Here is a 22,024-nt window from a genome sequence, read left to right as displayed (position 1 = left end):
GGCCCGGTGGAGCACAGCTCGCCGGGCCGACGCGCTCACCGCACACCTACGGCATCAGCGGAATACAACGAGGGGACGCAGCCATGACGGCCGAGCTGGTCCGAGGGCAGAACCACCCCCTGCCCCAGACCCGTTTGGAGATCCGGATCTCTGCGGGCAATCCGATCGTGGCCGGGGCGACACTCGGCGATGAGCGGGGCACGGTGCACGGCGCGGAATGGGTCGCGCATCCCGCCTCGCCCCAGCTCGCCGGGATAGAGGTGCCCAAACAGGCGGCGGCCGACCACCGGCTCGCCGTCGACCTCGACGCGATGCCCGGCCACATCCACCGGGTCACCGTGCTGCTCGCGCTGCCGGCCGGCGTCGGCGGCCCGGCCCGGTTCGGCGTCATGGCCGCGCCGTTCGTCGCCGTCACCGGCCTCGACGGCACCGAGATCGCCGGCTACACCATCACCGATCTGGACTCGGAGTCCGCGGTGACCGCCCTGGAGCTCTACCGCAGGCAGGGCGCCTGGAAGGTGCGCGCCGTCGGCCAGGGGTACGCGGGCGGGCTGGCCGCCATGCTGAACGACCAGGGGCTGGCGGAGGCCGCCGACCTCGCGGCGCGGATCAACGAGGCGGTGGCGCGGGGCATGGCCCGCTCGGTCGCCCAGCCCCGGCCCCGCTCCGAGGGCGACGGCCGGGTGCGCACGGCCGCCGGCGGGGGCGCCGACCCGGTCCCTGCGAGCGGCGGCGCCGATCCGGCCCCTGCGAGCGCCGACCCGGCCCCCGACCAGCCGCAGCCCCCGACGCAGCAGCCACAGGGCACGCCCGCCCCCGGAGTGCCCGTCAACTACGAGCACCCGGGCCGCCGTACGGCCGCGCCGCCCACGCCCGCCCCCACCGCGCCGCCCGCCGCACCCGGACAGCCCGCCCAGCCGGTCGCGGGCGACGCCTCCGGCTGGACCATGGACGAGCGGCTCTACAACCAGGTCTGGGGGATGTTCGAGGACCTGGCCCGGACGGCCGCGGCCTACCGCAGCGCCGTGGACTTCGCCGAGTCCCGGATGGAGCAGGAGCTGGACCGGGTGCTCTCCGACCCGCGGACCCGGGTGGGCCCGGCCGCCGACTCCGCCCGCGCCGCGGCGCGCGCCAAGCACACCGACCTCGTCGAGCAGGCCCGCGCCGCCCTCGACCGCGATCTGGCGCAGCTCACCGCCGAGGCCGAGGTGGTGGAGCCCGCGCTGCCGCCCGCCTACGCCCGCTGGGACAGCCCGGTGTGGCAGGCGTACCAGGTGCCGATGGAGGTCCCGATGGCCCTGCGGGTGGGCGATCTGCACCTCCCGGAGCGCACCGGTCTGCGCATCCCCATGCTGGTGCGGCTGCCGCTGGAGCGGGGCCTGTGGATCGACGCCGGACGTTCGGGCGGGTTCGACGAGGGGCCGGCCGACTCCGGTGAGCTGCGCAGGCTGGCCGCGGACGCGGCGGTCGCGATCGCCGCGCGGCTGCTGGCCGTCTATCCGGCGGGGGAGATCGCGGTGCATGTGATCGACCCGGCGGGTTCGGCCGCGGGCTCGTTCGCCCCGTTGGTGGGGTCGGGCGCGCTGGCCGAGCCGCCGGCCGCCGGAGCCCAGGGGGTCTCCTCGGTGCTGGCCGCCCTGACCCGGCGCGTCGACCTGGTGCAGATGGCGGTCCGCAGCGGTGCCACGGACGCGCTGCCGCCCGATCTGGACACCGCAGAGCAGTTGCTGATCGTCCACGACTTCCCGCACGGCTTCGACGACCGGGCCGTCACCCAACTGCGCTATCTGGCGGACGAGGGGCCCGCCGTGGGCGTGCATCTGATGATGGTCGCCGACCGTGAGGACGCGCGGGCCTACGGTCCGGTGCTGGACCCGCTGTGGCGGTCGCTGCTGCGGCTCACTCCGGTCGCCGACGACCACCTCGCCGACCCCTGGGTGGGCCATGCGTGGACGTACGAGCCGTCGATGGTGCCGCGGGGCAGCCGGGTGCTGGACCAGGTGCTGGGGGAGGCGAGCCGGGCCGCGAAGGCTCTGAAGGCTGCCAGGGCCCGCCCGTCATACGGCAACTGACCTGGGCTTTTGTCCATCTCTTTACTCTTCCATGGGAATTCCTGTACCCTCGTATACGCGGAGGGGAGTACTCCTGTAGCGGTGTTCCCGTCACCACGGATTTCCGTCCGGCCCCAGGAGGCCGGACGGAATCCCGGGGCGCCGGTCCGTGGCGCGGTCCATGGGCGGAAGAGACCTCCGGCAGCGACGACGCTGAGATTGCCGTACGAATGCCGGAGGAACTGTGGACGTTTCCGTGACCATGTGGGGGCTGACGATCGTCGGCCTCTGCGCCCTCATCGCCGCCGACTTCTTCATAGGCGGCCGAAAACCGCATGAGGTCTCCATCAAGGAGGCCGGGATCTGGACGGCCGTCTGGGTCGCTCTCGCCGCGCTCTTCGGGCTCGGGCTGCTGGTCTTCGCCGGCGGCCGGCCCTCCGGTGAGTTCTTCGCGGGCTTCATCACCGAGAAGTCGCTGAGCGTCGACAACCTCTTCGTCTTCGTCCTGATCATGGCGAAGTTCTCCGTGCCGACGATCTACCAGCAGCGCGTGCTCATGGTGGGCGTGCTCATCGCCCTTGTGCTGCGCGCGGTCTTCATCGCCGCCGGCGCCGCGATCATCTCGACCTTCTCGTGGGTCTTCTTCATCTTCGGCGCCTTCCTCATCTGGACTGCCTGGAAGCTCGTCCAGGAGGCGCGGGCCGATGAGGAGACAGAGGAGTTCGAGGAGAACCGGCTGCTCAAGGCGGTCGAGAAGCGGTTCCCGTCCACCGACCAGTACCACGGCACCAAGCTGTTCATCATGGAGAACGGCAAACGGCTGATGACCCCGATGCTGATCGTCATGCTGGCGATCGGCACCACGGACGTCCTGTTCGCGCTGGACTCGATACCCGCGATCTTCGGCCTCACCCAGGACCCGTACATCGTCTTCACCGCCAACGCCTTCGCGCTGATGGGCCTGCGCCAGCTCTACTTCCTCATCGGTGGCCTGCTCAAGAAGCTGGTCCACCTCTCGTACGGGCTGTCGATCATCCTCGGCTTCATCGGCGTCAAGCTGGTGCTGCACGCGCTGCACGAAGCCGGGGTGCATGTCCCGGAGATCAGCATCCCCGTCTCGCTCGGCGTCATCTGCGCGGTGCTCGCCGTCACGACGGTCACCAGTCTCTACGCCTCGAAGAAACAGGCCCTGGCGGAGGCGGGGAGCGGGGAGGGCCGGGCCCGGGACAAGGACAGCGTCGACGTCTGACGGTGTCTTCCGCGGCGTCACCGCCCTGACACGCCCGACGGCGTCAGAAGGCGTGCGGCGACTGTCCGCGTCCCGGATCCGGGAGACGGCTCACACAGCCGCCTCCCCGGCCTCCAGAGGCCGTACGGCCGATCGTCCACCATCCGGGCGGTCGGCCGTCGGCCGTGTCTCCGGCAGCAGGACGAAGCAGCCCAGGCTCAGCAGCGCGGCGGCGGTCAGATACACGGCGACGCCCCAGGGCGGCCCGTCCCCGTGGGACATCGCCGTCGCGACGATCGGCGTGAGCGCCCCGCCCAGGACGCCCGCGAGGTTGTAGCCGAGTCCCGCTCCCGTGCAGCGCACCCGCGCCTCGAACAGCTCGGGCAGATAGGCCGAGGTCACCGCGAACATGCTGATGAAGGCGAGCAGCGCGCCCAGGATGCCGAGGAACATCAGCGGCGGCTCACCGGTGCGCAACAGCGCGACCAGCGGAAACATCCACGCCACGGTGGCCACGCAGCCCACCAGGCACAGCGGCCGCCGCCCGAAGCGGTCGCCGAGATGGGCCGCCAGCGGCGTCAGGGCGCCCATGACCGCCACGGCCGCCATGATGCAGCCCAGCAGCGTGGTGCGCGCGACACCGAGCCGCTCCGTGCCGTACGCCAGGGACCAGGTCGTGACCGCGTAGAAGACGGCATAGCCCACCGCGAGCCCGCCCGCGGTCAGCAGGACCAGCCGCCAGTGGCCGCGCACCACCTCGGCCAGCGGCGCGGCGGCCCGGTCACCCTGCTCGGTCAGCTCCTGGAACCGCGGGGACTCGGTGAGCTGGGCCCGCAGCAGCAGCCCGGCGCCCGCCAGCAGCCCCGCGCCCCAGAACGGCACCCGCCATCCCCAGGACCGGAACTCGGCATCGCTCAGCGTGGCCGACAGCGTCAGCATCGTGCCGTTGGCCAGCAGAAAGCCGATGGCCGGGCCGACCTGTGGAAAGCCCGACCACAGCCCGCGCCGCTCCGCGGGCGCGTGCTCGGCGGTCAGCAGCACCGCGCCGCCCCATTCGCCGCCGAGCCCCAGCCCCTGCAGAAAGCGCAGCACGAGCAGCAGGACGGGGGCGGCGATGCCGACCGAGTCGTAGGTCGGGACGAAGCCCACGGCGACGGTCGCGACGCCGGTGAGCAGCAGGGAGGCGATGAGCACCGGCCGGCGCCCGTGGCGGTCGCCGATGGGCCCGAAGAGCATCGAGCCCAGCGGCCGGGAGACGAAGCCGACGGCGAAGGTGCCGAAGGCGGCGAGGGTGCCGGCCAGCGGCGAGAAGGTGGGGAAGAACAGCGGGCCGAGGACGAGCGCGGCGGCCGTGCCGTAGACGAAGAAGTCGTAGAACTCGATCGCGGTGCCGGCCAGGGACGCGGCGGCGAGGCGGGCCATGGACGGAGAGCGGTCATGGTGCATGACGCGACAACCGGCATGGGCCGCCAGGGGTCACGGGGCGTACGGAGGCGCGCGGCGCTCTGGGGCCGTGAGCGCGCCGCTGCGAGCCGCGCGCGCCACCGGCGCCCTACCAGCCGCGCTCGCGCCACTCCTCGAGGTGCGGGCGCTCGGCGCCGAGCGTGGTGTCGTCGCCGTGGCCGGGGTATACCCAGGTCTCGTCCGGAAGCCGGTCGAAGAGCTTGGTCTCGACGTCGTTGATCAGGCTCTCGAACGCCTTGGAGTCCTTCCAGGTGTTGCCGACGCCGCCCGGGAACAGGCAGTCGCCGGTGAACACGTGCGGATGGCCGTGCGGGTCGTTGTAGACCAGGGCGATGCTGCCGGGCGTGTGGCCGACCAGATGGCGCGCGGTCAGCTCGACCCGGCCGACCCGCACCGTGTCGCCGTCCGCGACCGGCACATCGGTGGGCACCGGGATGCCCTCGGCGTCGTACTGGCCCGCGTAGGTGCGGGCGCCGGTGGCGTCCACCACCTCGCGCAGCGCGCTCCAGTGGTCCTGGTGGCGGTGGGTGGTGACGACGGAGGCGATGCCGCTCTCGCCGATCAGGGAGAGCAGGGTGTGCGGCTCGGCGGCGGCGTCGATCAGGAGCTGCTCGTCGGTGGCCCGGCAGCGCAGCAGATACGCGTTGTTGTTCATGGGGCCGACCGCGACCTTCGAGATCATCAGATCGGGCAGTTCGTGCACGTCCGCCGGTCCACCGACCGTCACTACTCCGCTGTAGGTCATGGCCTCAGCCTAGTGCGGGGAGGACGGGCAAGGGGCCGTCGGGGCAGGAGAGGCCGGAGCCGTCCGTACGGCCGGTGAGCCAGCCCAGCAGGGCGGCGGGGGAGCCGGTGACGGTGACCGGGGACTCCCCGGGGGCGGCGGGGCGGCCGGTGTGCCGGACATCCTCTTCACCGGGCCCGGTGGCCAGCCGCAGCGGGGGAATATCCGGGCGCCCGGCGAACCTTGTACGGATGAGCAGGGTGAGCTGGCTCTCGACAAAGGTGGCGGGCAGATCCGTCACGGTGTAGCCGATACCGAGATCGACATGGTGCAGCTCGACCTCGCCGAGGCGGCGCAGTGGCAGCCCGGCCGCCCGCTCCCGGACTCCGCCGCGCAGGGTCACCTCGTACGGCAGGCGCTCCGGGGGCAGTGCGGTGGCCGCCGTGTCGAAGCGGGTGGCGCTGGTGCGCAGGTCGTCCAGGTGGACGGCAAGCGGCCGGGCGGCGTCGCGCCGGATCTCGGCGTCGCGCGTCTGGGCGTCGGCGTACATCGGGGTCTCCTGGCCGGTCCGGGCCCAGGTGAGCAGGTTCACCAGGCCGTCCGCGTTGCGGGCCAGGTGGGCCAGGACATGGCCGCGGGTCCAGCCGGGGAGTTCCGAGGGGCTCGCGAGGGACGCGTCGTCGAGAGCGGCGACGGCGGTCAGTAGCCGATCCGTCGCCTCCTGTACGGCGAGGGCGTCCCTGACGTAGTCGGTCATGACCAGACTGTAGTCCGCACCACTCGATCGGGTGAAGTCGGCTCCCGTCGTCAGCAAATCGAATGTGCGTGCTATACGCTCGGTGTGCTGCATCCTTAAGACATCGTCGTCGTGCCCCCATACCCTGGGTTGGGGGTTTCGCTCCGCTCCGCCTCTGCTCCGTCCGGCAGGGCCGCCCCGGCGAGCGGGCTCGGCGCACCCCGTCACTCTCAAGAAAGGTGCCGACCGGCGTGGCCGACCGTCTCATCGTTCGTGGCGCTCGCGAGCACAACCTCAAGAACGTCTCACTCGACCTTCCTCGCGACTCGCTCATCGTCTTCACCGGGCTGTCCGGGTCGGGCAAGTCGTCCCTCGCGTTCGACACGATCTTCGCCGAGGGGCAGCGCCGCTACGTCGAGTCGCTCTCCTCCTACGCCCGCCAGTTCCTGGGGCAGATGGACAAGCCCGATGTGGATTTCATCGAGGGCCTGTCCCCCGCGGTGTCGATCGACCAGAAGTCGACCTCACGGAATCCGCGCTCGACCGTCGGCACCATCACCGAGGTCTATGACTACCTCCGGCTGCTGTTCGCCCGCATCGGCAAGCCGCACTGCCCCGAGTGCGGCCGTCCGATCGCCCGCCAGTCGCCGCAGGCGATCGTGGACCGGGTGCTGGAGCTCCCCGAGGGCAGCCGCTTCCAGGTGCTCTCCCCACTGGTGCGCGAGCGCAAGGGGGAGTTCGTCGACCTCTTCTCCGATCTCCAGACCAAGGGCTACAGCCGCGCCCGGGTGGACGGCGCCACGGTCCAGCTCTCCGACCCGCCGAAGCTGAAGAAGCAGGAGAAGCACACCATCGAGGTGGTCATCGACCGCCTCACCGTCAAGGACAGCGCCAAGCGCCGGCTGACCGACTCGGTGGAGACCGCGCTCGGCCTCTCCGGCGGCATGGTGATCCTCGACTTCGTGGACCTCGACGAGGACGACCCGCAGCGGGAGCGGATGTTCTCCGAGCATCTGTACTGCCCGTACGACGACCTGTCCTTCGAGGAGCTGGAGCCGCGCACCTTCTCCTTCAACTCGCCCTTCGGCGCCTGCCCGGACTGCACCGGTATCGGCACCCGGATGGAGGTCGACCCCGAGCTGATCATCCCGGACGAGGAGAAGTCGCTCGACGAGGGTGCCATCCACCCCTGGTCCCACGGCCACACCAAGGACTACTTCGGGCGGCTGGTCGGAGCGCTCGCCGACGCGCTCGGCTTCCGTACGGACATCCCCTGGGCCGGGCTGCCGCAGCGCGCCAAGAAGGCGCTGCTCAACGGCCACCGGACCCAGATCGAGGTCCGCTACCGCAATCGCTACGGCCGCCAGCGGGCGTACACCACGGCCTTCGAGGGCGCGGTGCCCTATGTGAAGCGGCGCCACTCGGAGGCGGAGAGCGACGCCAGCCGGGAGCGGTTCGAGGGCTATATGCGCGAGGTGCCCTGCCCCACCTGTGAGGGCACCCGCCTCAAGCCGATCGTTCTCGCGGTCACCGTGCAGGACAAGTCCATCGCGGATGTCTCGGCGATGTCGATCAGCGAATGCGCCGAGTTCCTGCGCGCCATGGAGCTGAGCCCGCGCGAGAAGACCATCGCCGAGCGGGTCCTCAAGGAGGTCAACGAGCGGCTGAGGTTCCTGGTCGACGTCGGCCTGGACTACCTCTCGCTCAACCGCGCCGCGGGCACCCTCTCCGGCGGCGAGGCCCAGCGCATCCGGCTGGCCACCCAGATCGGCTCCGGTCTGGTCGGTGTGCTGTACGTGCTGGACGAGCCGTCCATCGGCCTGCACCAGCGCGACAACCACCGGCTGATCGAGACGCTGGTGCGGCTGCGCGACCTCGGTAACACCCTGATCGTCGTGGAGCACGACGAGGACACCATCAAGGCCTCGGACTGGGTGGTGGACATCGGCCCGGGCGCGGGTGAGCACGGCGGCAAGGTGGTGCACAGCGGGCCGCTGAGCGAGCTGCTGGTCAACGAGGACTCGGTGACCGGGCACTATCTGTCCGGCAAGAAGGCCATTCCGCTGCCGTCGGCGCGCCGGGCCGTGGACCCCAAGCGGCATCTGACGGTCCACGGCGCCCGGGAGAACAACCTCCAGGACATCGATGTGTCCTTCCCGCTGGGGGTGCTCACCGCCGTCACCGGTGTCTCCGGATCGGGTAAGTCCACGCTGGTCAACGACATCCTCTACACCCATCTGGCCCGCGAGCTGAACGGTGCGCGGGCGGTTCCGGGGCGGCACACCCGGGTCGCCGGCGACGATCTCGTCGACAAGGTGGTCCATGTCGACCAGTCGCCCATCGGCCGTACCCCGCGCTCCAACCCGGCGACGTACACCGGCGTCTTCGACCATGTGCGCAAGCTGTTCGCGGAGACGATGGAGGCCAAGGTCCGCGGGTACCAGCCCGGGCGGTTCTCGTTCAACGTCAAGGGCGGCCGCTGCGAGAACTGCTCCGGTGACGGCACCATCAAGATCGAGATGAACTTCCTGCCGGATGTGTATGTGCCGTGCGAGGTCTGCCACGGCGCGCGCTACAACCGGGAGACCCTGGAGGTGCACTACAAGGGCAAGTCCATCGCCGAGGTGCTGGACATGCCCATCGAGGAGGGCCTGGACTTCTTCGAGGCGGTGCCCACCATCGCGCGCCATCTGCGCACGCTCAACGAGGTCGGGCTCGGCTATGTCCGGCTCGGGCAGCCCGCGCCGACCCTCTCCGGCGGTGAGGCCCAGCGCGTCAAGCTGGCGAGCGAGCTGCAGAAGCGGTCCACCGGCCGCACGGTGTACGTCCTGGACGAGCCGACCACCGGTCTGCACTTCGAGGACATCAGCAAGCTGATCACCGTGCTCTCCGGTCTGGTCGACAAGGGCAACACCGTGATCGTCATCGAGCACAACCTCGATGTGATCAAGACGGCCGACTGGGTTGTGGACATGGGCCCCGAGGGCGGCAGCGGCGGCGGTCTGGTGATCGCCGAGGGCACCCCGGAGGAAGTGGCCTCCGTCCCGGCCAGCCACACCGGGAAGTTCCTGCGCGACATGCTGGGCGACTGGGTGAGCGACGCGACGGTGCCCGCCGCGCGCAACGGCGGAGCGGCCGCCACGAAGGGGCCCGCCACGAAGGCGCCCGCCAAGAAGGCCGCCGCAAAGAGCACGGCGGCCAAGAAGACCGCGGCGAAGAAGACCGTGGCCAAGAAGGCGGCGGCCAAGTCCACGGTCGCCTCGAAGCGGACGGCCGCGAAGTAGCCCCCGGCCCCCGCGCTTGCCATACGCCACGCCGCGCCCGGCTCGACCGGGCGCGGCGTTCGCGTGCGCGGGGTGGGGTCAGGCCAGCTCGGAGGCGTACGGCGGCTCCGCGCCCGCGCGGGAGCAGGTGATCGCGGCGGCGCGGGCGGCGAAGCCCAGCACATCGAGCCAGGCCGCCTCGTCCAGCTTGGCCAGCGCGGGCGCCGACAGCGCCTGGTGCCCCGCCAGCCGGTGCAGCAGTGCGGCGTTCACGGTGTCGCCCGCCCCGATGGTGTCCACGATGTCCACCCGCTCGCCCGGCACCGAGAGCACGGAGCCGTCCTGGCGCCGTACGCTCAGCCCCTCCCCGCCATGGGTGAGCACCACGGCCGCCGGGCCCGCCGCCAGCCACTGGCCCACGGCCGTCTCCACATCCTCCGCATCCTCCGAGTCGGCCAGCCACCGCGCGTCCTCTATGGACAGCTTCAGCAGGCCGACATGGGGCAGCCAGCCCTGGAAGCGGGCCCGGTAGGCGTCGGCGTCGGGGATCAGGCCGGTGCGGATATTGGGGTCCAGCGTGGTGAAGACACCACGCGCGGCCTCACGCCGCAGCAGCGCCTCATACGCGCTCGCGCCCGGCTCCAGCACCAGCGAGCAGGTGCCCAGCGACAGTGCGCTCACCCCCTCGGGAAGGGACGGCGGCAGGGCGAAGAGCCGGTCCGCGGTGCCCTGCACATAGAAGCCGTATCCGGCCGAGCCATCGGTCCCGATGGAGGCGACGGCGAGGGTTGTGGGCTCCTGGCCGCGCTGCACCAGCGCGGTGTCCACGCCGTCCTTCCGTAGCCCCTCCAGCAGCGCCTCTCCGAAACCGTCCGTGGAGACCCGTGAGCAGAACGCGGTGGGCGAGCCGAGCCGCCCCAGCGCCAGCGCGGTGTTGTACGGGCCGCCGCCGCGCGCCGGGCGCAGCGCGGGCAGCCGGTCGCCCGCCGCGGCGCTCGACGTGCGCTCGGGCACGAGGTCGATCAGGGCTTCTCCGGCGACGACGATCACGAGACGGGGTCCTTTCCGGGGAGTCCGGGGGTTCCGGGGAGCGGGTGGTCGAGCGGTCGGTCGGGGGCTTCGGCCACGCAGCCGCAGGAGGTGCGGTGGACGAAGGCGCAGGGCAGCCGGACGGTGCGCGGCGGCCGCCCCGGGTTCTCCAGCCGGTCGAGCAGCAGCCGGACGGCGGTGGCGCCGGCCTCCCGGCTGGGCTGGGAGATCGCGGTGAGCCCGGGGGAGAAGACATCCGCCCAGGAGAAGTCGTCGAAGCAGACGAGCGCGAGATCGTCGGGCACGCTCAGGCCCGCCGTGCGCAGGGCGCGCAGCGCACCGATGGTCATCGCGTTGTTCGCGGTGATGATCGCGGTGGGCGGCTCGGGGGAGGCCAGCAGCCGGTGGACGGCGTCCTGCGCGCCCGGTGCCTCGGAGTGGCCCTCGGCCAGCAGCCCGGGGCGGCACGGCAGCCCGTGCCGCTCCAGCCCGGCCCGGTAGCCCGCGATCCGCTCGGTGGTGGTGCTCAGCCCCGGCAGCCCCGCCACCAGTCCGATGCGAGTGTGGCCGAGGCCGGCGAGATGGTGGACCAGTTGTTCGACGGGGCGGGAGTTCTCGGCGCACACCTGGTCATGGGCGTCGCCGACCAGCCGGTCCAGGAAGACGGCGGGGATCTTACGGCGGGCCAGATACTCCAGCAGCCCGGCGGGCTCGGCCGACGGGGCGACGATCACGCCGTCCACCCGCCGCTCATGCAGCAGCCGGACGACCTTGCGCTCATGCTCGGGATCGTCATGCGGATCGGCGATCAGCAGCCCGTACCCCTGCTCCAGGGCGCTGGACTCGACACCCTGGAGGATCTCGGTGAAGTACGGATTGCTGATCGCCGAGACGGCCAGCCCGATCGAGCGGGTGCGCGCGGTCACCAGGGAGCGCGCCAGCGTATTGGGGATGTACCCGAGGTCGTCGATGGCGTCCAGCACGGCCTTACGGGTGTCCGGGCGGACCGGCCGGGTCTCGTTGAGCACATGCGAGACGGTGGCCACGGACACCCCGGCACGCCGGGCGACGTCGACCATGGTTGCCATCCGCTGCGGTCCTCCGCGTCGAGGGTCGTCGGGTTGTCGGGTCGTCGGTTTCCGGGACCTAAGACCGATTCATGGAGGTCACCGGGCCCCGGGGGCACGTAACGTATCGCATCCGCGGTCCGACGTAAACGTTTGCGCAAGCGCTTACGCCGCCCCTGGGAGGCGGCGACGAATGGAGGGATCCGTGCCGGTATGGTCGGAGGGCCCTCACACCCCCAGGAGCCCTACATGTCCAGCCAGCCCGCCTCCCGCCGAACCCTGCTGTGCTGCGCCGCGCTGGCCGGAGCCGCCGGGCTCGGGGCGGCGGCCTGCTCCCCGGACGGTTCGGGCCGTAAGACGTCCTCGACGCCCACCGCCCCCGTCGAGCTCGGCTCGGCCGGTGTCGTCCCGGTCGGCAGCGCCAAGATCTACCGCGAGCAGCGGGTGGTGGTCGCCCAGTCCGCCAAGGGCGAGTTCACGGCGTTCAGCGCGGTGTGCACCCATGCCGGATGCGTCGTCGACAGCGTCGAGGACGGCAAGATCAACTGCCCCTGCCACGGCAGCCAGTTCGACGCCCGCACCGGCAAGGTCCTCCAGGGGCCCGCGGAGAAGCCGCTGCCGTCGATCCCGGTCACCGCGAAGGGCGGACGGCTCGTGGCGGGCCCCGACGCCTGAGCGGGCGCCCGGTGCCTGAGCGGGTCCTGACGCTGAGCGGGCGCCCGGTGGCTGAGGGTCCTGACGCCTGAGCGGGCGCCCGGCGCGCGCCCGAGCGGCCGCGGAATCCCCAAATCCACTGGACCTCGGCCGACCCCGTCCCGAGGGCCCGGATGTGTCACTCCCCGCAAGTAGGGTGGTGACCATGGCCGACCCGAGCAGCTACCGCCCCAAGCCGGGACAGATCCCCGAGTCGCCGGGGGTCTACAAGTTCCGTGATGAGCACGGCCGGGTGATCTACGTAGGAAAGGCGAAGAGCCTGCGCCCGCGGCTCTCGTCGTACTTCCAGGACCTGGCGAATCTCCACCCGCGCACCCGCACCATGGTCACCACGGCCGCCGCCGTGGAGTGGACCGTGGTCTCCACCGAGGTCGAGGCCCTGCAGCTCGAGTACTCCTGGATCAAGGAGTTCGACCCCCGGTTCAACGTCAAGTACCGCGACGACAAGAGCTACCCCTTCCTCGCCGTGACCCTGAACGAGGAATTCCCCCGGGTCCAGGTGATGCGCGGCGCCAAGAAGAAGGGCGTGCGCTACTTCGGCCCTTACGGCCATGCCTGGGCCATCCGCGAGACCGTCGACCTGATGCTGCGCGTGTTCCCCGTCCGGACCTGCTCCGCCGGGGTGTTCAAGCGCTCCGCTCAAATCGGCCGCCCCTGTCTGCTCGGCTATATCGGCAAATGCTCGGCCCCCTGCGTCGGCCGTGTCACCGCCGAGGAGCACCGCGAACTCGCCGAAGAGTTCTGCGACTTCATGGCCGGCCGCACCGGCACCTATCTGCGCCGCCTGGAGCAGCAGATGCACGAGGCCGCCGAGGACATGGAGTACGAGAAGGCGGCCCGGCTCCGCGACGACATAGGGGCGCTCAAGCGCGCCATGGAGAAGAACGCGGTGGTTCTCGCCGACGCCACCGACGCCGATCTGATAGCGGTCGCCGAGGACGAGCTGGAGGCCGCCGTCCAGATCTTCCATGTGCGCGGCGGCCGGGTGCGCGGTCAGCGCGGCTGGGTCACCGACAAGGTCGAGGCCGTCGACACCGCCGGGCTGGTCGAGCACGCCCTGCAGCAGCTCTACGGGGAGGAGCGCGGCGACGCCGTGCCCAAGGAGGTCCTGGTGCCCGCCGTGCCGGACCCGGCCGAGCCGGTCACCCAGTGGCTCACCGAGCGCCGCGGCTCCCTGGTCGATCTGCGCATCCCGCAGCGCGGCGACAAGAAGGACCTGATGCAGACCGTCCAGCGAAACGCCCAGCAGGCGCTCGCGCTGCACAAGACCAAGCGCGCCTCCGACCTCACCACGCGCTCCCGGGCGCTGGAGGAGATCGCCGAGGCCCTGGGGCTGGACTCCGCCCCGCTGCGCGTCGAGTGCTTCGACATCTCCCATCTGCAGGGAGATGACGTGGTGGCCTCCATGGTGGTCTTCGAGGACGGGCTCCCCCGTAAGAGTGAGTACCGCCGCTTCCAGATCAAGAGCTTCGCCGGGCAGGACGATGTCCGCTCCATGCATGAGGTCGTCAGCCGCCGCTTCCGCCGCTATCTGATGGAGAAGCAGAAAACGGGGGAGTGGGAGGAACAGGCCACCGGGGCCACAGAGGACACAGAGGCCACCGGCGTCAGCGGCGTCACCGCACCCCCCGGCCAGGCACCCCCCGGCCAGGCACCCCCCGGCCAGGCACCCCCCGGGCAGACACCCTCCGGGCAGGCACCCCCCGGCCAGGCACCCCCCGGGCAGACACCCTCCGGGCAGGCACCCCCCGGGCGGGCCCTCGACGGCCCCTCCGACGGCCCCTCCGGCCCGATCGACGAGGAGGGCAGGCCGAAGCGGTTCGCCTACCCGCCCCAGCTCGTCGTGGTCGACGGTGGAAAGCCGCAGGTGGCCGCCGCCCAACGGGCCCTGGACGAGCTCGGTGTCGACGATGTCGCCGTCTGCGGCCTCGCGAAGCGGCTCGAGGAGGTGTGGCTGCCGGACGAGGAGGACCCGGTGGTGCTGCCCCGCAGCAGCGAAGGGCTCTACCTCCTCCAGCGGGTCCGCGACGAGGCCCACCGCTTCGCCATCACCTACCAGCGCAGCAAGCGCGCCAAGTCGATGAAGGCCGGGCCGCTGGACTCCGTTCCGGGCCTCGGCGACAGCCGTAAGCAGGCGCTGCTGAAGCATTTCGGCTCGGTCAAGCGGCTGCGCGCCGCCACGGTCGAGCAGATCTGCGAGGTGCCGGGCGTCGGCCGTAAGACGGCCGAGACGGTCGCCGCGGCGCTCGCCGGGTCCGCCCCGGCCGCGCCCGCCGTGAACACCGCCACAGGAGAGATCATCGAGGACGAGGCCGCCGGTGCGGCGTCCTCATCGAACGGGGGGACGAGACCATGACCGAGCACGAGAACCATGGAGACGGAGCGCAGGTGAATACGGGCACGTCGGGCGAGCCCGCCGAGGCGGCGGCCATCCCCGAGCTGGTGATCATCTCTGGAATGTCGGGCGCGGGCCGCAGCACCGCGGCCAAGTGTCTGGAGGACCTCGGCTGGTTCGTCGTGGACAACCTGCCGCCCGCGCTGATCCCCACCATGGTCGACCTGGGCGCCCGCTCCCAGGGCAATGTGGCCCGGATCGCCGTGGTGGTGGACGTCCGCGGCCGCCGCTTCTTCGACAACCTCCGCGAGTCCCTCGCCGACCTCGCCGCCAAGAGCGTCAAGCGGCGGGTGCTGTTCCTGGAGGCGTCCGACGAGGCCCTGGTGCGCCGCTTCGAATCCGTGCGCCGCCCGCACCCCCTCCAGGGTGACGGCCGGATCGTGGACGGCATCGCGGCCGAGCGCGATCTGCTGCGCGAGCTGCGCGGCGACGCCGACCTGGTGATCGACACCTCCAGCCTCAACGTGCATGAGCTGCGCGCCAAGATGGACCCCCAGTTCGCGGGCGAGGAGGAGCCCGAGCTGCGGGCCACCGTGATGTCGTTCGGCTACAAGTACGGGCTGCCGGTCGACGCCGATCTGGTGGTGGACTGCCGCTTCCTGCCCAATCCGCACTGGGTCCCCGAGCTGCGCCCCTTCACCGGGCTCAACGAGGAGGTCTCCAGCTATGTCTTCAACCAGCCCGGCGCCAAGGAGTTCCTCGACCGCTACGCGGAGCTGCTCCAGCTCATCGCCGCGGGCTACCGCCGCGAGGGCAAGCGCTATGTGACCATCGCCATCGGCTGCACCGGCGGCAAGCACCGCAGTGTGGCGATGTCCGAGCGGCTCGCCCCGCGGCTGGCCGCCGAGGGAGTGGAGACCGTCATCGTCCACCGGGACATGGGGCGCGAGTGACCATTCGTACCAAGCGGCTGCGACGGCTGGTCGGAGCACGGACCAGCCGGAGCGCGCAGCCCAAGGTCGTCGCACTCGGAGGCGGCATGGGCCTGTCCGCGTCGCTCGCCGCGCTGCGCCGGATCACCGGCGACCTCACCGCCGTCGTCACCGTGGCCGATGACGGCGGCTCCAGCGGACGGCTCCGCGACGAGCTGGGCGTGCTGCCGCCCGGCGATCTGCGCAAGGCCCTGGCCGCGCTGTGCGGCGACGACGACTGGGGCCAGACCTGGGCGCGGGTCATCCAGCACCGCTTCATCAGCGAGGGCGAGCTGCACGGCCACGCGGTCGGCAATGTGCTGATCGTCGCCCTGTGGGAGCAGCTCGGCGACCACGTGAAGGCGCTCGACCTGGTCGGCAGGCTGCTGGGCGCCCATGGCCGGGTGCTGCCCATGTCGGCCGTCCCCCTGGAGCTCCAGGCGTACGTCCGGGGCCATGACCCGGCGCGCCCGGACGAGGTGTCCACCGTCGCCGGGCAGGCCACCGTGGCGCTGACCCGCGGCGAGGTGCAGTCGGTCCATCTGGTGCCGCACGACCCGCCGGCCGTCCCCGAGGCCGTCGAGGCGGTCAGGGACGCCGACTGGGTGGTGCTGGGGCCCGGCTCCTGGTTCTCCTCCGTGATCCCGCATCTACTGGTCCCCGATCTGCTCCAGGCGCTCACCGAGACCAAGGCCCGGCGGGTGCTGTCACTGAACCTCGCCCCTCAGCCGGGAGAAACCGATGGCTTCTCTCCGCAGCGTCATTTGGAGGTTTTGGCCCGACACGCCCCTAAACTCGCCTTCGACGTGGTGCTGGCCGATGAGGCCGCCGTCCCCGACCAGAGCAGTCTGTGCGACGCGGCCAAGCGGCTGGGCGGCACGGTCGAGCTGGCGCCGGTGGCCGCGACCGACGGTGCCCCGAAGCACGACCCGGAGCTTCTGGCGGCCGCGTACGACCGTATTTTTCGGATGCATGGAAGGATCGGCCCATGGCGATGACGGCAGCGGTGAAGGACGAAATCTCCCGGCTCCCCGTCACCCGGACCTGCTGCCGGAAAGCGGAGGTCTCGGCGATCCTGCGGTTCGCGGGGGGGCTGCACCTGGTCAGCGGGCGCATCGTGATCGAGGCGGAGCTGGACACCGGGATCGCGGCCCGCAGGGTGCGCAAGGACATCCTGGAGATCTTCGGCCACTCCTCGGATCTGGTGGTGATGGCCCCCGGAGGGCTGCGCCGCGGCAGCAGGTACGTGGTGCGGGTGGTGGCGGGCGGTGACCAGCTCGCGCGACAGACCGGCCTGGTCGACGGCCGCGGCCGGCCGATCCGCGGACTGCCGCCGCAGGTCGTCTCCGGCGCCACCTGCGACGCCGAGGCCGCCTGGCGCGGGGCCTTCCTCGCCCATGGCTCGCTCACCGAGCCCGGCCGCTCGTCCTCCCTGGAGGTGACCTGCCCCGGCCCGGAGGCCGCGCTCGCACTGGTCGGCGCCGCCCGCCGGCTGCAGATCCCCGCCAAGGCGCGCGAGGTGCGCGGGGTGGACCGGGTGGTCGTCCGGGACGGTGACGCCATCGGCGCGCTGTTGACGCGGCTGGGGGCGCATGAGTCGGTCCTCGCCTGGGAGGAGCGGCGGATGCGGCGCGAGGTGCGGGCGACCGCCACCCGCCTCGCCAACTTCGACGACGCCAATCTGCGCCGCTCGGCCCGTGCCGCCGTCGCCGCCGGGGCCCGGGTGCAGCGCGCCCTGGAGATCCTGGCCGACGAGGTGCCCGAGCACCTCGCCGCGGCCGGCCGGCTGCGCATGGAGCACAAGCAGGCGTCCCTGGAGGAGCTGGGTGCCCTCGCCGACCCGCCGCTGACCAAGGACGCCGTCGCGGGCCGCATCCGCCGGCTGCTGGCCATGGCCGACAAGCGCGCCCAGGACCTGGGCATCCCCGGCACCGAGTCCAGCCTCACCGAGGAGATGGCCGAGGGCATGGTCGGCTGACCGCCCCCGAGCGGCAGCCCCCCGAGCGGCCGCCCCGAGAGCGGCCGCCTCCAGAGCCGCTGCCCCAGAACGACCGCCCCGAGAGCGGCACCGAAGCCGCGCCCCGCGCCCCCGGATCACGCGAGCGATCCGGGGGCGTATCCGTCCCCAGGGTCATGTACGGACCGGTTCCGCGCGCCGCTGTTGACATGACCATGTGTCCTGACAAGTCTGGTGCGCCTGCGCACCCGCGGGTCTTCACACGACAGCCAGGGGGGCTGATGAAGCTCAGACGCACGGTGAGATCGAGCGGCGCGGTGGTGGCACTGGCCGCGTTGCTTCTGGGGGGACTGGCCGCGGCACCCGCGGCCCCCGCACAACCGCCGGCGAACCCCGCCGGCGACGGGCTGTCCGTATGGACCGCCCAAGTCACCAAGGGTCAGATTCCGCTGCTGCTGCGCGCCGGAGCGGACGGCACCGAACTGGGGCGGCAGGTGCCCGGGAAGGGCTCCGGCCCGGTCGAGCTCTACCTCACCGGGAAGCAGGCCGCCGCGCTGCGCGGCAAGGGCGTGCGGCTCACCGAGAAGAAGATCTCCGCACCGACCAGCAACCGCCTGAAGGCCGCGGGCGACGGCGTCTTCCGCCCCTACAGCGGCCAGGGCGGGCTCCAGCAGGAGATCGTCGAGACCGGCCGGGCCCACCCCGGCCTCGCCAAGGTCGTCAGCATCGGCAAGACCGGCCGCGGCAAGGACATCCTCGCCCTCAAGCTGAGCAAGGGCGCGGGGAAGACCCGCGACGGCAGCAAGCCGTCGGTGCTGTACATGTCCAATCAGCACGCCCGTGAGTGGATCACGCCGGAGATGACCCGCCGGCTGATGCACTACTACCTCGACAACTACGGCAAGGACGACCGCGTCACCCGGATCGTGGACCATACCGAACTGTGGTTCGTCCTGTCCGCCAACCCGGACGGCTACGACTACACGCATCAGAGCCCGGACAACCGCCAGTGGCGCAAGAACCTGCGCGACAACAACGGCGACGGCAAGATCACCGCGGGCGACGGCGTCGACCTCAACCGCAACTTCGGCTACAAGTGGGGCTACGACAACGAGGGTTCGTCCGCCGACCCGGCCGACGAGACCTACCGGGGGCCCGCCCCCGGCTCCGAGCCGGAGACCAAGGCGCTGGACGCCTTCGAGAAGCGCATCGGCTTCACGTACGGCATCAACTACCACTCGGCCGCCGAACTGCTGCTCTACGGCGTCGGCTGGCAGGTCGCCACCCCGACCCCCGACGACGTCCTCTACAAGTCCCTGGCCGGCACTCCGGAGCACTCCGCGATCCCCGGGTACCACCCGCAGGTCTCCTCCGAGCTGTACACCACCAACGGCGAGGCCGACGGCCACGCGGCGAACGTCAACGGGATGATGATGTTCACCCCGGAGATGTCGACGTGTCAGACCGCCTCCGGCGTCGACCCGAACGACGCCTGGCAGCCGCGTGACTGCGCGTCCGTCTTCACCTTCCCCGACGACGAGAAGCTGATCGCGCAGGAGTTCACCAAGAACATCCCCTTCGCGCTCTCCGTCGCCGAGACCGCCGAGCACCCCGACCGGCCGTCCTCGTCCGTCGGCCTGACCGCGCCCGACTTCACCCCGGAGACCTTCACCACGTCCTACGCCCGCGGCGGCGACCAGGACGTCGCCGTCACCGTCCGCAAGAGTGTGCGCGACAAGCGGCTCAACTACCGCGTGGACGGCGGCCGCGTCCGCACCGCCTCGTTGAAGGCGTGGCAGGGCGGCGAGACCTACGGCGGCGAGGACAACGTCCTCTTCGACCAGTACCGCGCCGCCGTCAAGGGAGCGGACCCCGGGCAGCAGATCAAGGTCTGGTTCACCGGCCGTACGAAGAGCGGCAAGCGCACCGTCAGCGAGTCGTTCACCTACACCGTGGCCAAGCGGCCCAGGGCCGACACACTGGTGATCGCCGAGGAGGGCGGCAGCTCCCCGGCCCGGCACACCGCCGCGTACACCCGGGCGCTGGCCGACAACGGCCGTAAGGCCGCCGTCTGGGACGTGGCCACTCAAGGGGCGCCGTCCGCGCTCGGGGTGCTGAGCCACTTCAGGACCGTGCTCTGGTACACCGGCGCCGAACGGCCCGGCGGCCCGACCCTGCTCGCGGTGCGCGACTTCCTCAACGAGGGCGGCAAGCTGATCACCACCGGTGAGCGGGCGGGCGGCAGCTCCGAGGTGGGACCGGCCGACACGGACGATTTCAGCCAGTACTACCTGGGCGCCGACAGCCGGCTCACCCTGAAGTCGCCCACCGCCTTCCAGGGCGCCGGCGCGCTCGCGGGCACCGGCGCGAGCCTCGGCGACGCCCCCGGCAACCCCCTGGACGCCGCGGGCGCCTACACGGTCACCTCCGATGTGCTGCCGCCGAAGGACTTCCCCCGGTTCCGCAGCGCGGGCGCGGGGGCGTACCCGGGCACGCGCACCCCGTACCAGCCCTATGAGGGCGACTGGATGGCGGCCGCGGGACACCGTGACAACTCCTGGATGCGACTGTCCCGTAGGGTGGACCTGACCGGTGTGGCCGCCGCCGACAAACCGGCCCTGGCCTTCCGGCTCAGCTATGACACCGAGCCCGGCTACGACCATGTGGTCATCGAGGCGCACACCGCGGGCCAGGACGACTGGACCACCCTCCCCGACGCGAACGGCGGTTCCTCCACCGAGGTGCCCACCGAGTGCGAGGGGGGCTTCCTGCTCAATCTGCACCCGTTCCTGAAGCACTACCTGACCCCCGGCGACGACGGCTGCGGCGCGCAGGGCAGCACCGGAGCCTGGAACAGCCTGACGGGCTCCTCCGAGGGGTGGCGGCCGGTCTCCGTGGACCTGAGCGGCTACGCGGGCAAGAAGGCCGAGCTGGCCGTCTCGTACGTCACCGACCCGGGCACCGGCGGGCGGGGCGCCTTCGTGGACAGCACCGAGTTCACCGTCGGCGGCACCGCCAAGGACTCCGAGGGCTTCGAGACCGCGCTCGGCCCCTGGTCGACCTCGGCGGCGCCGGAGGGCAGCCCGGCGAACTCGGGGGACTGGTCCCGTTCCCGGGAACTCTTCCACACCGTCGCGGGCGTCACCACCCGGGACACCGTGCTGCTCGGCTTCGGCCTGGAGCATGTCCCGGACGCCGCCCAGAGGGCCCGGCTGGTGGCCGACGCGCTGCGTGCGCTGCGTCGTTGACAGCGCGTGACAAATCGTGACTGAATCGGCGGCCCGTACCACTTTCCGGTGGTCATGGGCCGCCGATGCCAATGTCACGTACGTCCCGTGATAGCGGTAGGGTCGGAGGCGGTCGGGGACATCCCATATACGTTCGCCGGCGTCCAGACCGGCATACCAACGAGGAGATCGGTTCGTGACGATCCGCGTAGGCATCAACGGCTTTGGCCGCATCGGTCGCAACTACTTCCGCGCGCTCCTTGAGCAGGGCGCGGACATCGAGATCGTCGGTGTCAACGACCTGACCGATAACGCCACCCTGGTGCACCTGCTGAAGTACGACACCATCCTCGGCCGGCTGAAGCACGAGGTCAGCCACACCGAGGACACCATCACGGTGGGCAACCAGACCTTCAAGACGATGGCGGAGCGCGACCCGGCGGCCCTTCCGTGGGGCGAGCTCGGCGCCGACATCGTGGTGGAGTCCACCGGCATCTTCACCAAGCGCGAGGACGCCGCCAAGCACCTCGCCGCAGGCGCCAAGAAGGTCCTGATCTCCGCGCCCGCCAAGGACGAGGACATCACGATCGTGATGGGCGTCAACAACGAGAAGTACGACCCGGCGAACCAGCACGTCATCTCCAACGCCTCCTGCACCACCAACTGTGTGGCGCCGATGGCCAAGGTCCTCGACGAGAACTTCGGCATCGTCAAGGGCATGATGACGACGGTCCACGCGTACACCAACGACCAGCGCATCCTGGACTTCCCGCACAAGGACCTGCGTCGCGCCCGCGCGGCGGCGGAGAACATCATTCCGACCTCCACCGGTGCCGCCAAGGCCACCGCGCTGGTCCTGCCGCAGCTCAAGGGCAAGCTGGACGGCATCGCGATGCGCGTCCCGGTCCCGACCGGCTCGGTCACCGACCTTGTCCTGGAGCTCGACCGCGAGGTCACCAAGGACGAGATCAACACGGCCTTCCAGAAGGCCGCCGAGGGTCAGCTCAAGGGCATCCTGGAGTACACCGAGGACCCGATCGTCTCCTCGGACATCGTCAACTGGCCCGCCTCCTGCACCTTCGACTCCTCCCTGACCATGGCCCAGGGCAAGCAGGTCAAGGTCATCGGCTGGTACGACAACGAGTGGGGCTACTCCAACCGCCTCGTCGACCTGACCGTCTTCGTCGGCGAGCGGCTCTGACCGCTGTCCCGATGAGCCAGGAATGGGGCCCGCTACGACGGCGTCGTAGCGGGCCCC

General features: G+C 71.3%; 15 protein-coding genes. 10 read left to right on the top strand and 5 right to left on the bottom strand.

Going from position 1 to position 22,024, the window contains the following annotated elements:
• Positions 1-83: 83 nt before the first annotated feature.
• Both STRVI_RS32935 and STRVI_RS32930 read left to right on the top strand, forming a co-directional pair.
• Positions 84-2,072, top strand: a complete 1,989-nt coding sequence (locus STRVI_RS32935) for a TerD family protein (RefSeq protein WP_014059892.1) — start codon at positions 84-86, stop codon at positions 2,070-2,072.
• A gap of 223 nt (positions 2,073-2,295) precedes the next feature.
• Positions 2,296-3,300, top strand: coding sequence for a TerC family protein (locus STRVI_RS32930; RefSeq protein ID WP_014059891.1), 1,005 nt, complete (start codon positions 2,296-2,298; stop codon positions 3,298-3,300).
• 90 nt (positions 3,301-3,390) lie between these two features.
• On the opposite strand, the gene STRVI_RS32925 is transcribed toward STRVI_RS32930, so the two are convergent.
• The 3 genes from STRVI_RS32925 to STRVI_RS32915 all read right to left on the bottom strand — a co-directional run bounded on the left by STRVI_RS32925 (position 3,391) and on the right by STRVI_RS32915 (position 6,224).
• The gene (locus STRVI_RS32925) at positions 3,391-4,701 is read right to left on the bottom strand and encodes an MFS transporter (RefSeq protein WP_014059890.1); all 1,311 of its coding nucleotides are present in this window, start codon (positions 4,699-4,701) and stop codon (positions 3,391-3,393) included.
• 130 nt (positions 4,702-4,831) lie between these two features.
• Positions 4,832-5,488, bottom strand: a complete 657-nt coding sequence (locus tag STRVI_RS32920) for an MBL fold metallo-hydrolase (protein ID WP_014059889.1) — start codon at positions 5,486-5,488, stop codon at positions 4,832-4,834.
• Between the two features lie 4 nt (positions 5,489-5,492).
• A complete protein-coding gene (locus tag STRVI_RS32915; protein WP_043240596.1) occupies positions 5,493-6,224 on the bottom strand; it encodes a maleylpyruvate isomerase family mycothiol-dependent enzyme in 732 nt (243 codons plus the stop codon).
• A 230-nt stretch (positions 6,225-6,454) separates the two neighbouring features.
• On the opposite strand from STRVI_RS32915, the gene uvrA reads away from it, so the two are divergent.
• Positions 6,455-9,487, top strand: a complete 3,033-nt coding sequence (uvrA, locus tag STRVI_RS32910) for an excinuclease ABC subunit UvrA (protein ID WP_014059887.1) — start codon at positions 6,455-6,457, stop codon at positions 9,485-9,487.
• A 78-nt stretch (positions 9,488-9,565) separates the two neighbouring features.
• Here the strand turns inward: uvrA and STRVI_RS32905 are convergent, their stop codons facing one another.
• Positions 9,566-10,516 (bottom strand): carbohydrate kinase family protein, encoded by a 951-nt coding sequence (locus STRVI_RS32905; protein ID WP_014059886.1) that lies wholly within the window; start codon positions 10,514-10,516, stop codon positions 9,566-9,568.
• Positions 10,513-11,583 carry a LacI family DNA-binding transcriptional regulator gene (locus tag STRVI_RS32900; RefSeq protein ID WP_014059885.1) on the bottom strand — a complete coding sequence of 357 codons (1,071 nt, stop codon included), beginning with the start codon at positions 11,581-11,583 and terminating at the stop codon, positions 10,513-10,515. The genes STRVI_RS32905 and STRVI_RS32900 overlap by 4 nt, the downstream gene beginning before the upstream one ends.
• Positions 11,584-11,811: 228 nt before the next feature.
• On the opposite strand from STRVI_RS32900, the gene STRVI_RS32895 reads away from it, so the two are divergent.
• The 7 genes from STRVI_RS32895 to gap all read left to right on the top strand — a co-directional run bounded on the left by STRVI_RS32895 (position 11,812) and on the right by gap (position 21,967).
• The gene (locus tag STRVI_RS32895) at positions 11,812-12,237 is read left to right on the top strand and encodes a Rieske (2Fe-2S) protein (protein ID WP_014059884.1); all 426 of its coding nucleotides are present in this window, start codon (positions 11,812-11,814) and stop codon (positions 12,235-12,237) included.
• Between the two features lie 184 nt (positions 12,238-12,421).
• Positions 12,422-14,632, top strand: coding sequence for an excinuclease ABC subunit UvrC (gene uvrC / locus STRVI_RS32890; RefSeq protein ID WP_014059883.1), 2,211 nt, complete (start codon positions 12,422-12,424; stop codon positions 14,630-14,632).
• On the top strand, positions 14,629-15,564 hold the full coding sequence (gene rapZ / locus STRVI_RS32885; protein ID WP_014059882.1) for an RNase adapter RapZ: 936 nt from the start codon (positions 14,629-14,631) through the stop codon (positions 15,562-15,564). The genes uvrC and rapZ overlap by 4 nt, the downstream gene beginning before the upstream one ends.
• Entirely contained in the window at positions 15,561-16,580 is a 1,020-nt protein-coding gene (locus STRVI_RS32880) for a gluconeogenesis factor YvcK family protein (protein ID WP_014059881.1), read from the top strand. Before rapZ ends, STRVI_RS32880 begins: the two co-directional genes overlap by 4 nt.
• The gene (whiA, locus tag STRVI_RS32875) at positions 16,571-17,560 is read left to right on the top strand and encodes a DNA-binding protein WhiA (RefSeq protein ID WP_014059880.1); all 990 of its coding nucleotides are present in this window, start codon (positions 16,571-16,573) and stop codon (positions 17,558-17,560) included. Before STRVI_RS32880 ends, whiA begins: the two co-directional genes overlap by 10 nt.
• A 260-nt stretch (positions 17,561-17,820) precedes the next feature.
• On the top strand, positions 17,821-20,787 hold the full coding sequence (locus STRVI_RS32870; protein ID WP_014059879.1) for a M14 family metallopeptidase: 2,967 nt from the start codon (positions 17,821-17,823) through the stop codon (positions 20,785-20,787).
• A gap of 175 nt (positions 20,788-20,962) precedes the next feature.
• Positions 20,963-21,967 carry a type I glyceraldehyde-3-phosphate dehydrogenase gene (gene gap, locus STRVI_RS32865; RefSeq protein WP_014059878.1) on the top strand — a complete coding sequence of 335 codons (1,005 nt, stop codon included), beginning with the start codon at positions 20,963-20,965 and terminating at the stop codon, positions 21,965-21,967.
• Positions 21,968-22,024 lie beyond the last annotated feature (57 nt).

Source organism: Streptomyces violaceusniger Tu 4113 (assembly GCF_000147815.2).
Taxonomy (GTDB): domain Bacteria; phylum Actinomycetota; class Actinomycetes; order Streptomycetales; family Streptomycetaceae; genus Streptomyces; species Streptomyces violaceusniger_A.
This window is presented reverse-complemented; position numbering and strand designations above follow the sequence as displayed.

Bases quoted from the DNA above. Each gene is read 5' to 3' on its own strand.
- STRVI_RS32895 (WP_014059884.1), top strand. From the start codon at position 11,812: ATGTCCAGCCAGCCCGCCTCCCGCCGAACCCTGCTGTGCTGCGCCGCG.
- whiA (WP_014059880.1), top strand. From the start codon at position 16,571: ATGGCGATGACGGCAGCGGTGAAGGACGAAATCTCCCGGCTCCCCGTC.
- rapZ (WP_014059882.1), top strand. From the start codon at position 14,629: ATGACCGAGCACGAGAACCATGGAGACGGAGCGCAGGTGAATACGGGC.
- uvrC (WP_014059883.1), top strand. From the start codon at position 12,422: ATGGCCGACCCGAGCAGCTACCGCCCCAAGCCGGGACAGATCCCCGAG.
- STRVI_RS32900 (WP_014059885.1), bottom strand. From the start codon at position 11,583: ATGGCAACCATGGTCGACGTCGCCCGGCGTGCCGGGGTGTCCGTGGCC.
- STRVI_RS32935 (WP_014059892.1), top strand. From the start codon at position 84: ATGACGGCCGAGCTGGTCCGAGGGCAGAACCACCCCCTGCCCCAGACC.
- STRVI_RS32925 (WP_014059890.1), bottom strand. From the start codon at position 4,701: ATGGCCCGCCTCGCCGCCGCGTCCCTGGCCGGCACCGCGATCGAGTTC.
- STRVI_RS32920 (WP_014059889.1), bottom strand. From the start codon at position 5,488: ATGACCTACAGCGGAGTAGTGACGGTCGGTGGACCGGCGGACGTGCAC.
- STRVI_RS32915 (WP_043240596.1), bottom strand. From the start codon at position 6,224: ATGACCGACTACGTCAGGGACGCCCTCGCCGTACAGGAGGCGACGGAT.
- STRVI_RS32870 (WP_014059879.1), top strand. From the start codon at position 17,821: ATGAAGCTCAGACGCACGGTGAGATCGAGCGGCGCGGTGGTGGCACTG.